Below are 11,213 nucleotides of genomic sequence, written 5' to 3'. Positions count from 1 at the left end.
TGGCGCTGGTGATTGGCCTTCTTCCGCTTTGCCGGTTTCACCCCGAAGCCCGGAACGTCTCGTGGACCACGGTGTCCGCCGGGCTCCGGTCGGCGGCGGCGGGCCGGGCGCACATGTCGGCCAGCTGGGTGATCACCACCTCGGTGTCCGCGCCGGGCGGGATCAGGTGCAGGTCGGCCGGGTCCAGGGGCGGCACCTCGACGTGTGAGATCAGCGGGTGGAACGGCCGCCGGTCGACCTCGTCGGCGCCGAACAGCGTCTCGGCCAGCTTCTCCCCCGGGCGCAGCCCGGTGTAGGTGATCGGGATCTGCTTCTGCGACAGGGCGACCATCTGCGCCGCCACCTCGGCGATCCGGACCGGTTCGCCCATCTCGAGGACCAGGGCCTCGCCGTCCATGCCGATGGCCGCGGCCTGGATGACCAGGTGGACCGCCTCCTGCGTGGTCATGAAGTAGCGGCTCACGTCGGGATGGGTGAGGGTGAGCGGGCCGCCCTCGGCGATCTGGGCGCTGAACGTGGTGAACACCGATCCGCGGCTGCCGAGGACGTTGCCGAAGCGGACGCTCAGGAAGGTGCCCCGGTTGCGCCGGGCGGTCCAGGCGGTGAGACGTTCGGTGATCCGTTTCGCGTAGCCGAGCACACTCGTCGGGTCGGCGGCCTTGTCGGTGGAGATGTTGACGAACCGCTCGACCGAACCGGACGCGCGCAGGACGTTGAGCGTGCCGATGATGTTGGTCTTGACCGCCTCACCCGGGTAGCGCTGGAGCAGCGCCAGGTGTTTGAGGGCGGCCGCGTGGAAGACCACCTCGGGTCGCCGCTCGCGGAAGATCTCCCGCATCCGCCCGGCGTCGCGGACGTCGGCGAGGATCACCGCCGGATCGTCGAGGCGGGCGGCCGGGTCGATCGACAGCTGGACGGCGAGCAGGGACGTCTCGTCGCGGTCCAGCATCATCAGCTCGGCCGGCCGGAAGTGGTGGATCTGCCGGCACAGTTCCGACCCGATCGAGCCGCCCGCTCCGGTCACCAGGATGCGTTTGCCGGTCAGGTAGCCGCCGATGCTGCTCAGGTCGGTGTCGATCTGGTGGCGCCCCAGCAGGTCGGTCACCTGGACCTCGCGGATGTCGCCGACCTCGATGGGCTGGTTCATCAGCTCGCTGACCGACGGCACCACCTTGAACGTGGCGCCGGCCGCCAGGGTCCGGTCGCGGATGTCGCGGACCAGGCCGGCGTCCGCGTTGGCCACCGCGAAGACCACCAGCTCGGCTTCGGTGTCGGCCAGCGCCTGGGCGATGTCGTCGCGGGTGCCCAGGACCGGTACGCCGTGCACGCGCAGCCGGCGCTTGGCGGGGTCGTCGTCGAGCAGGCCGACGGGCAGCCAGCGGCCCGTCGGGTCGCGCAGCATCGACTGGACGAGCAGGGACCCCGCCGACCCGGCGCCGAACAGCAGGGCCGGGGCGGCGACCCGGCGGTCCGGGCGCAGCCGCCGGAACAGCCGGGCCCGCCACAGATAGCGGACGCCGAGCATGATCATCAGCGCGATCATGCCGCCGAGGGCGGGGACGCCGACCGGCACCGGCGGTCGGGACAGCAGCACGATGGCCGCGGTCAGCATGAGCCCGACCAGCACGGTGGTGGTGGCCACCGAGTTCGCGTCGTCGACGCTGGCGAAACGGTGGATGCCCCGATGCAGTTGCCGGGCGTGGTCGATCGCCGCGTGCACGAGAACGGCCAGGACGATCACGACCAGGACGCCGATCAGCGGACGGAGATCGGGGACGAAGTCGTAGCGGATGAACACGGCCGCGACAAGGCCGATCACCCACGCGGCGCTGTCCACGAGTTGCCGCAGCAGGCGAGCGCGCCTCATGTTCGTCAGCGTATCAAACTCGGCTATTCCGGGATGATCCCTTTAAATCACCGTATCGTCGGTCTCGAAAAGGGGTGCGGGGAGGTTCGGTGGGCCTGCGCGAATACCTCCGGGTCGTCAGGCGGCACCGGTGGCCGCTGATCGCCTCGGTCGCTGTCGCGCTCGGGGTCGCCACGATCATCAACATCAACACCACACCCGTGTACGCCGCACGCGTCACGTTCTTCTTCGCCACCCCGGCCGTCAGCGGCGCCGACGCCTACCCGGCCAGCCTGTTCAACTTCAACCGGATGTCCTCCTACACCGAACTGCTGACCAGCGACGAGGTCGTCATCCCGGTGGCCGCGACGCCCGGCGTCGACATGGACGCCGAACAGATCCGTGCGGCGATCGCCGCAGAGCCCGTCCCGGACACGGTGATGATGAAGGTCAGCGTTCAGGACCAGAGCCGCGACCGGGCCCTGCTGCTGCTCGCCCGTCTCACCGGGCGTTTCGCGCGGGTCGTCGAGGAACTGGAGCGGCCAGCTCCGGCCGAGCCGTCGACGGTTCAGGTCACCGTCGTCTCCGGTCCCGCTCTCGACACGGCTCCGGTGTCGCCGGACGTGCTGAACAACCTTGCCCTCGCGCTGGTCGCCGGCCTGATCCTGGGCGCGATCGGCGTGGTCGGCCGGGAGGTGACCGACCGCACCGTACGCACCGCGGCGGCGCTCCAGGCCCTCACCTCGGCGCCGGTGCTGGCCCGGGTGCCGATGGACCCGGGCGACCCCGTCGTCTCGCGCGGCGCCTCGGCCCGCACCGAGGCGCTGCGCGAGATCCGTACGCAGGTTCAGTGCGCCGCGGCCGCCGGTTCGGTGCGGACCCTCGCCGTGACCAGCGCGGTCCCCGGCGAGGGCCGCTCGTCCACCGCGTGCGGGCTGGCCCTGCTGTTCGCCGAGGCCGGGCAGCGGGTCCTCATCGTCGAGACCGAGATGCGGCATCCGCGGCTGGCCGCGTTCCTGGGCCGGGAGGACGCGGCCGGGCTGAGCACGGTGCTCAACGGCGGCGCGGAGCTGGAGCAGGTCCTCCAGCCCTGGGGCGCCGGGCTGTGGCTGCTCGCCGGCGGGCCGGCCCCGCCCAACCCGAGCGAGCTGCTCAGCTCATCGCGGATGACCGAGCTGGTCGAGGAGGCACGCCGGCGGTTCGACGTGGTGGTCTTCGACTGCCCGCCGTTGCTGCCGGTCACCGACGGCGGTGTCGTCGCCGCCCGCGCCGACCGCACGCTGCTGGTCGTACGCGCCCACAGGACGACGTCGGCGCAGGTCACCGCCGCCGTCCAAACGCTGCACGCGGTCGGCGCCACGCTGCTGGGCTGCGTGCTGAACATGGTCGCCCGCAAGGGCCCGGACGCGGTGCCGAACTACGACACCTATCTGTCCGGCTCCGGGCCGGCCCGGGGCGATCAGGGCGGCCGGAAGAGACCGGCCTCGTGAGCCTCCGGTCACTGCTGCGGGCCGTGCCCGCCACCGTACGCCGCGACTTCGTCGCCACGCTGTTCGTGCAGTTTCTCGTCCTGGGCATCGGGCTCTACCTGTTCCACCTGGTCGCCGAGCGCGGCAGTGTCGACGGGTTCGCGTTCTACCAGATCGCCCGCAGCGTGGTGAGCACCGTGCAGCCGGCCGTGCTGCTCGGACTCGGCGTGAGCCTCTACCGCTTCCTGCCACGTACCGTGCACACCACCCGGCGGCTCGCCCTGCAGGCGATGTCCATCGAGGCAGGCCTGGTCACCGCCGTGGCGCTGGCCGGCGCGGTCGCCGGTGACGAGATCGCCGCGCTGCTCGGGCTACCCGGCGGAAGGTCCGCGACGACCGCCGTCCTGATCACGCTGGCCGGCAGCAGCCTGTGCGCCGTCGCGCTGGCCGCCCTCCGCGGCGCCGGCCAGGTGGCGGCCTCGAATCTGGCCCTCGGGATCGGCGGCGGCGTGGTCCCGCTGGCCGCGTTCGCCGCCACCGACCGGATCGAGGACTTCCTTCTGCTCCAGGGCCTCGCCACGGCGGTGGTGGGCATCGGGGCGACCTTCGCGGTCCGGCGGCGCCGGCCTCCGGCCCCGTCCACGTCTCCGGCTCCGGAACCGGACGTCAAGACCCTGATCGCGTACGGGGTACGCCGAATGCCCGGGGAACTGGCCCTGCCCGCCCTCTTCACGGTGCCCACCCTGGCCGTGGCCGTGACGACGACCGGCGGCGAGGACGCGGGCTACGTCGGATTCACCACCTCGGCGGTCACCCTGATCTGCTCGGTGTTCGCCATGCTCACCCCGGTGCTGATGCCCCGGCTCAGCCGGCTCTTCCACCACGGCGGCGTGCACCGGGCGGTACGGCGGCGGCTCGCCGTGCTGCCGTTGCTGGCAGCCGTGGTCGCCACGCTGCCGACCGGCGTGATCATCCTGTTCGCCCCGCCGATGGTGCACGGCTTCCTCGGCCCCGAATTCGACGCCGCGGTGCCGGTGCTGCGGCTCGGTGTGCTCGCCGCGGTCCCGCTGGCGATGTTCTACACCGCCCGGCCGGTGCTGGACGTACTGTTCGAGGCCAAGCCGATGAGCCGGCTGCTGGTCGCCTGCCTGACGGTGGAAGTCGTGATGACCGCCGTCGGCACCCGGTTCCTCACTCCGTCGTACGCGTCGATGCTCGGGCTTCTGTCGGCGGCCACGGTGCTGGGGCTCACCGGGGTGGGGCTCGCCGCGACCGCCCTGCGCCGGTCTCCGTCATGACCAACTGCACCGAGCGGCAGCCGGCCGTAGCTGACGACGGTCTCGCAGGCGAGGGCCGGGCGGGCATGACCAAGAAGGCACAGTCATGACCGCCCCGGACACGCCCCGGCCCGGCCTGGTCGTGCTGCTCGCGTTCGTGGTGACCCTGGCCGGCCGTTTCACGCTGACCCGGGCCGGTCTGGACATCCCGATCCTCAACGACGTACGCGTACCCCTGTTCTTGATCCTGCTGTTGGGTCTTGTTCTGGAGGCAAGCCGGGTCGGCCCACGCCCGGCCGAGGGCGGGCAGGCGCTGCTCGGCATCCTGTTGCTGTTCGGCTATCAGGGGCTGTCGGTGCTGTGGGTGCCGCCGGGCTCGGTGACCGGGCCGGGGCTCGGCGACCTGTGCGCGATCACCGGAGTGCTGGTAATCTACTTCAATCTCGCCGCCTGGGACCGTGACCGGGTCACCGAGATGACCTTCAAGATGTTCTACGTCGCGGCCTGGATCTACTTCCTGGCCGGCGCGACCGGGCTGGGCCGCGACGTGACCGGACGGTGGGCGGCTTTCGGCGGCGGCCCGAACGTGTTCATCCGCCTCATGATCATGGGCGTCTTCACATCGTTCTACCTGTACCTGCGCAGCGGCGACAAGCTGACGTGGCTGGTGCCGATCCCGGTGTTCCTGTTCGGCGCGATCGCCTCCGGCTCCCGGGGCGGCCTCATCTCGTTCGGCATCACCGTCGCCGTCGCGTTGCTGGCGATCCGGCCCCGGCTCAACATCGACCGGATCGCCAAGCCGCTCGCCCTGATGGTCGCGGTGACCGCGATCCTGGTGGTCACGGCCGGGCCGTCGATCGCCGACTTCGTGCGGACCCGGTTCCTCGAGGGGACCGTCGAGCAGGGATACACCTCCGACCGCGACGTGCTGTTCCAGATGGCGCTGCAGATCTTCTGGCAGCGGCCGCTGCTCGGCACCGGGCTGAACGGCTTCCATACGATCGCCGATCTCGGCTCCGGCGAGAGTTACGTGCACAACCTGCCGCTGTCGGTCGCGGCCGAGGGCGGGTTCGTCGGGCTGGCGCTGCTGGCCCTGGCGTGGCTGATCCTGTGGCAGGCGTACACCGCCGTGCCGAAGAGCGAACGCAGCCTGGAAGCCCGGTTCGCCGCCTACTGCGGCATCTTCATGGGCGCCACCAGCCTGTTCTCCGGCGACTACTACGACGCGCGGCTGATGTGGATCTTCCTCTTGCTGGCCGTGGTCCGGCCCGCGCGGGCGCCGGCCCCACTGCCGCGGTAGACGGCCCGGTCCAGGACCCGCTCGAAGTCCTCGAACAGCAGGTCACGGTCGAAACGGTCGCGGGCCAGGGCGGACGCCGCCGCCCGCGCGGACGTGCGGTCGGACTCGTCGCCCAGGAAGTCGGCGACCGCGATGGCCGCCGCCCCGGGATCGCCGGCCGGCAGCACCAGGCCGGCGCCGCTCTCGGTCAGCAGGTCGGCGATCCACCCACCGTGGTTGACGGCCACCGGACGGCCCGCGGCGAACGCGTCGAAGACCTTGTTCGGCGAGTTGTTCCCCAGCTCGGGGATGTCGACGAACACCGACGTCGCCAGGTCGCACGCGCCGAAGAACGCCACCACCCGCTCCTTGCTGACCGGCCCCAGCAGGAACAGGTTGCGGTCCAGGACACCCAGCCCGGCGGCCAATTCCCGGAGGCTGTCGCGCATCCGGCCATCGCCGATGATCGCGACGCGGGCGTCGGGGGCCGTCTCGGCCAGGCACGCCGCCATCCGGACCAGGTAGTCGACGCCGTTGGCCGGGCCGAGCGTGCCGGCGTAGAGGACCAGCGGCCGGTCCCCCAGCCACGGCGTCTCCTCGCGCAGGACCGCCCCGGCCCGGTCGGCCCCGGCGAACAGGCCGATGTCGGAGCTGTTGGGCACGACGGTGACCCCCACCCGTGGGAAACGGCGCTGGATGCTGGCGGCCATGCCCGGGGACAGCGCGATGACGTGCGCCGCCCGGCGGTAGGCCCACGCCTCCAGCCGCTCGGCCGCCCAGCGGCTGACCGGTGACCGGAGCGCGCCCATCGCGATCGGCAGCTCCGGCCACACGTCGCGGACCTCCAGCACCATCGGCACGCGGCGGCGCATGGCCGCGTACGCGCCGGGGATCGCCACGGTGAGCGGGGTGCTGGTCGCGAGGACGAGATCGGCCGGGATCCGGGCCGCCTCGACCGTCGACCGGCGGACGAAGTCGAAGAACGCCCCGATCCGGCGACGGTACGACATCGCGTTGCTGTACGGCACCGGCAGCCAGTGCACGACGATGCCCGCCTCCCGGGTGACCCGGGCTCGGTCGCCGTCCGGATCACCGGTGATCATGTGCACCTCGTGGCCGCGGTCGACCAGGCGCCGGGCGAACTCGTACGACCGGGTTCCGCCGGACATCCCGGGCGTCTTGAAGTACTGGTGGATGTAGGTGATCCGCACGATGTCATCTCCGCTATCTGGCCGGCACGCCCTTGACGATCTGCCCGGCGCCGACGTCCCGGGCCACGCAGGCGCTCGCGCCCACCGTCGCGCCGTCACCCACCTCCCGGCCCTGGAGCACCACGGCGCCGGTGCCGATCAGCACCTCCCGCCCGATCTCGCAGTCGCCGGACACCGCCGCGAGCGGATTCACCTGTACGTGGTCGGCGAGCACCGAGTCGTGGCCCACCGTCGCGTTCAGGTTGAGGTGCGTGTGCCGGCCCAGGGTCACGTTCGTGGTGATCTGGGCCCCGGCGCACAGCACCACCCCGTCGGCCAGGAGATTGTGCGGCCCCTGGACGGCCGCCGGGTGCACGAGGGTGGCCGCGGGCCTGCCGAACGGTTCCAGCAGGGCGGTGACCACGGCCCGGGTCCGCGGATCGCCGATGCCCATGACGTAGTGCGCGTCCAGCTCCGCCAGCAGCGCGTTCGGGCCCAGCCAGGCGGTGCCGAGCCGGTCCAGACGGCGCAGGTTCGCCTCGGACGGGGTGTCGTCGAGGAAGCCCGTCACCTTCCACGAGCCGCCGGCGCCGTTGACGGCCGCGATGACGCCGAAGATCTCCCGGCCGTAGCCCCCGCACCCGACGATGACGATCGGTTCAGGCATCGCCGTCGGCTTCCGCCACGACCCGCGGAGAACCTGTGAACAGCGACATCGTGGCCTCCCCCGGCGCCGAGATGCCCTCCCGGCGGAACAGGGTCAGCACGGTCCGCAGGCAGATCTTGGCGTTCAGCGCCAGCGAGCGGTGGTCGACGTACCAGACGTCGAGGGCCAGCCGCTCCTCCCAGTCCAGCAGGTTCCGGCCGCTCACCTGGGCGAGCCCGGTGACCCCCGGCCGGACCAGATGACGCCGCGCCTGGTCCGGGCTGTACAGGTCGAGGTACTGCATGAGCAGCGGCCGCGGTCCCACCAGGCTCATGTCGCCGCGCAGCACGTTCCACAACGTCGGCAGTTCGTCCAGGCTGGTGGAGCGCAGTGCCCGGCCCAGGCCGGTGAGCCGGTCCGCGTCGGTGACCAGACCGCGCCGCTCGTCGACGTCCCGCATGGTGCGGAACTTGACCAGGGTGAACGGGTGGCCGTGCAGACCCGGCCGCCGCTGACGGAACAGCACCGGGCGCCCCAGGTTGGCCGCGACCGCCGCGGCGACCCCGGCCATCACCGGCGCGGTGACGACCAGGGCGGTCGCGGACACGCCGATGTCGATGACTCGCTGCGCCATATCGGTGAATCGAGCTTTCATTGGTGGCCTTCCAAGAACTCGGTGATCTCGTCGAGGACCCGGCGTACCTGGTCGTCGCCGAGCGCGGACCCGCCGGGCAGGACCAGGCCGTCGGCGAACAGGCGCTCGGCGGCGCCGGTCAGGAAGGCGCGGGCGTGCGCGTACGCGGGCTGGCGGTGCATGGGTTTGAAGACCGGCCGCGTCTCCACGTTGCGTGCCGCCAGATGTACGGCCAGGTCACGGGCCCGCCAGCCGGTCCGGTCCGGATCGACGACGACGGCGGTGAGCCAGCGGTTGGCGGCCGGGTCGTCGCCGCCGAGCATGCTCACCCCGTCGACGTGCGCGAAGATCTTGGCGTACCCGTCGTGCAAGGCCCGCCGTCGTTCGATCATCGCGTCCAGGCGGCACAGCTGGGCCCGGCCCAGCGCGGCCAGCAGATTGCTGAGCCGGTAGTTGTAGCCGACGTCGCCGTGCTCGTAGTGCTCGGCCGGCAGCCGTGCCTGACCGGCCAGGTAGCGGGCCCGGTCGGCCAGCCGTTCGTCGGCGGTGACCAGCATGCCGCCGCCCGACGTGGTGATGATCTTGTTGCCGTTGAACGAGAACGCCGCGGCCCGCCCGAACGAGCCGGCCGGGCGCCCGGCGTGCGCGGCCCCGAGCGCCTCGGTGGCGTCCTCGACGACGGGTACGCCGTACCGGTCGCAGGGTGGCAGGATCCGCCCGTAGTCGGCGCACTGGCCGTACAGGTCGACGGTCATCACCGCCCGCACGCGTGCCCCCTCGGCGTCCAGGTCGGCGAGCACGCCGGCCAGCAGACCGGGATCGAGGTTGCCGGTGGCCGGGTCGCAGTCGGCGAAGACCGGGGTGGCGCCGGCGTGCATGACGGCGTTCGCCGTGGCCACGAAGGTCAGCGTGGGCACGACGACGACGTCACCGGGACCGGCGCCGACGCCCATCAGGGCCAGGTGCAGGGCGGCCGTCCCGGAGTTCACCGCGACCGCGTGCGGCACCCCGGCCCGCTCGGCGATCTCCCGCTCGAACCGGTCCAGATCCGGGCCGACCGGTGCGATCCAGCCCGAGCGGAGGGCGGCCAGAACGTACTCCTGCTCCAGGTCACCGACATCCGGTCCGGACAGCAGAACGGCGCGATCATCGGCTTGCATCCCCCACCACCCATCGTGACCGGCACCAGGGGGAGTGTTCGGCTTGACCTTCTCGCCAGCCATGCTAGCTGCACAAACGGCTGACATCCGGTCAATCGGCCTACCGGAGGAGGGCGGCTAACCGCCGAGAACCACCATTTCGGTACGGCCGCTGGCGGTGCCGTTCTCCTGCACCAGCAACAGGTCCGGGCGGCGGTCGCCGTTCCACTCGGTGATCAGCAGCTCGAGGTGGTGGGTGACGCCCGGGGCGGTGTCGGCCTTGAACAGCGTGCGCTGGAACCCGGTCGCCCCGTCGAGCACGCGCAGCCGGGTCCGGCCGTCGGCCTTGGCGGACGTCTCGGCGATCACCAGGTCGGGCCGCCGGTCGTTGTTGAAATCGGTCACGAGCACCCGGTGGTCAGGGTTCGCGGGCTCCGCGGTGACGATCGCCGGAGTCAGGTGCCGCTGGAAGTTCGCGGCTCCGTCGAGAAGCTGGACCTGCATCCGGTTGCCGGGGGTGCCGGAGGTCTTGGTGACGACGAGATCCGGGTGGGCGTCGCCGTTCCAGTCGGTCACGGCGAACTCCCGGCGTTCGTCGTTGGCGGCCAGCGGCGTACCGGTGTGGAGCAGTTGCTGCCGGAAGGCCGACGCCCCGTCGAGGACGGTCACCTCGGCGGTGCCGCTCGTGGTGCCGGAGCGCTGCACCACCACGAGGTCCGGCCGTTTGTCGCCGTTGATGTCGGCGATCGCGTAGGTGTACAGGTCGCCGGTCTCGTCGAGCGCGGTCACCCTGTTCAGCAGCAGGGCCGCGAAGTTGGCGGCGCCGTCCATGATGCGGATCTCGGTCTTGCCGCTGGCCGTCCCGGTGCCCTCGACGACGAACAGGTCGGGCCGGCCGTCGCCGTTCCAGTCGGCCAGCGCGAGCTCGTGCCGCCCGGCGAGAGCGCCCAGCTGGGTGCCCGCCGCGGCGAGCGCCTTCTGGTACGGCCCGGACGGCGCCGTCGGCTGCGGTGCCGGCGCCGCACCCGCCTGTGTCCACAACCGCCCGACGATGAGCTGCGCGTCGTGGGCCTCCGGGGCGTACGCCAGCGGCAGTGCCGAGCCCTGCACCCGCTGGCAGATCGCTCCGATGTCGCCGGTCATCCAGGCGCCGCCCGGGTGTTTGCGCAGCATCGCGTTGAGGAACGCGTTGGTGGCGTAGACCGGGTCCACCACCTGCGCGGGCTTGCCCCACCCCTGCGAGGGCCGCTGCTGGAACAGGCCGAGACTGTCGTGGTCGTAGGCGACGGTGTGGTTGTTCAGCGTGCTCTCGGCGATCGCGGTGGTGACGGCGATCACGGCGGCGCGCTGGCCCAGCCCCCGGGACTGGACGGTGGCGACGATCGCGCGGGCACAGGCGATCCGGGGGCCGGTCACCGCGGAGCCGAGGCGGCGGCCGTTCATCATCGGCTTGAGCTGGGCGGCGATCGCGTCGTCGGCCGCCGTCGCCACGCCCGGCACGCACGGGGCCAGCGAGGGATAGCCGGGAGCGGCCCACGCCGGCGCCGCCGGGGACAGCACCGCCGCCGCGATCGTCGCCGCGGACAACGCCCTGAGCATCCGGCGCCGCTGTCGTGAAACCGCCATGTCGTACCAGACCCCCGTTACTCGCCTCTGTGCCTGGCCAATGTGCCACATGACGTCACTCACCCGAAAGGCGTACCTTTCACCCGCGGGCCATGTGCCGGGCGGCA

General features: G+C 71.9%; 9 protein-coding genes. 3 read left to right on the top strand and 6 right to left on the bottom strand.

The window, feature by feature from the left end:
• Window positions 1–37 precede the first annotated feature (37 nt).
• Window positions 38–1,867: a nucleoside-diphosphate sugar epimerase/dehydratase gene (locus IEZ13_RS10130; RefSeq protein ID WP_183220566.1), complete on the bottom strand. Its 1,830-nt coding sequence runs from the start codon at window positions 1,865–1,867 to the stop codon at window positions 38–40.
• A gap of 89 nt (window positions 1,868–1,956) precedes the next feature.
• Here IEZ13_RS10130 and IEZ13_RS10125 point away from each other — a divergent pair, with 89 nt between their 5' ends.
• The 3 genes from IEZ13_RS10125 (at window position 1,957) to IEZ13_RS10115 (ending at window position 5,892) form a co-directional block, all read left to right on the top strand.
• Complete coding sequence (locus IEZ13_RS10125; protein WP_183220564.1) at window positions 1,957–3,336, top strand: tyrosine-protein kinase domain-containing protein; 1,380 nt, start codon at window positions 1,957–1,959, stop codon at window positions 3,334–3,336.
• Window positions 3,333–4,613 carry a lipopolysaccharide biosynthesis protein gene (locus tag IEZ13_RS10120; RefSeq protein ID WP_183220562.1) on the top strand — a complete coding sequence of 427 codons (1,281 nt, stop codon included), beginning with the start codon at window positions 3,333–3,335 and terminating at the stop codon, window positions 4,611–4,613. Before IEZ13_RS10125 ends, IEZ13_RS10120 begins: the two co-directional genes overlap by 4 nt.
• 85 nt (window positions 4,614–4,698) lie before the next feature.
• Window positions 4,699–5,892 (top strand): O-antigen ligase family protein, encoded by a 1,194-nt coding sequence (locus IEZ13_RS10115; RefSeq protein ID WP_183220560.1) that lies wholly within the window; start codon window positions 4,699–4,701, stop codon window positions 5,890–5,892.
• On the opposite strand, the gene IEZ13_RS10110 is transcribed toward IEZ13_RS10115, so the two are convergent.
• The 5 genes from IEZ13_RS10110 to IEZ13_RS10090 all read right to left on the bottom strand — a co-directional run bounded on the left by IEZ13_RS10110 (window position 5,811) and on the right by IEZ13_RS10090 (window position 11,106).
• Window positions 5,811–7,082, bottom strand: coding sequence for a glycosyltransferase family 4 protein (locus IEZ13_RS10110; RefSeq protein ID WP_183220559.1), 1,272 nt, complete (start codon window positions 7,080–7,082; stop codon window positions 5,811–5,813). The two genes, IEZ13_RS10115 and IEZ13_RS10110, sit on opposite strands and share 82 nt — an antisense overlap.
• 13 nt (window positions 7,083–7,095) lie before the next feature.
• The gene (locus IEZ13_RS10105; RefSeq protein WP_183220557.1) at window positions 7,096–7,728 is read right to left on the bottom strand and encodes an acetyltransferase; all 633 of its coding nucleotides are present in this window, start codon (window positions 7,726–7,728) and stop codon (window positions 7,096–7,098) included.
• Window positions 7,721–8,341: a sugar transferase gene (locus IEZ13_RS10100; RefSeq protein WP_183220555.1), complete on the bottom strand. Its 621-nt coding sequence runs from the start codon at window positions 8,339–8,341 to the stop codon at window positions 7,721–7,723. The genes IEZ13_RS10105 and IEZ13_RS10100 overlap by 8 nt, the downstream gene beginning before the upstream one ends.
• 17 nt (window positions 8,342–8,358) lie before the next feature.
• On the bottom strand, window positions 8,359–9,501 hold the full coding sequence (locus IEZ13_RS10095; protein ID WP_183220553.1) for a DegT/DnrJ/EryC1/StrS family aminotransferase: 1,143 nt from the start codon (window positions 9,499–9,501) through the stop codon (window positions 8,359–8,361).
• Window positions 9,502–9,618: 117 nt separating this feature from the next.
• Entirely contained in the window at window positions 9,619–11,106 is a 1,488-nt protein-coding gene (locus IEZ13_RS10090; protein WP_183220552.1) for an FG-GAP repeat domain-containing protein, read from the bottom strand.
• Window positions 11,107–11,213 lie beyond the last annotated feature (107 nt).

This window comes from Actinoplanes campanulatus (genome assembly GCF_014647795.1).
Taxonomy (GTDB): domain Bacteria; phylum Actinomycetota; class Actinomycetes; order Mycobacteriales; family Micromonosporaceae; genus Actinoplanes; species Actinoplanes campanulatus.
The sequence above is the reverse complement of the archived record's forward strand: the minus strand, read 5'-3'. Positions and strand labels throughout refer to the sequence as shown.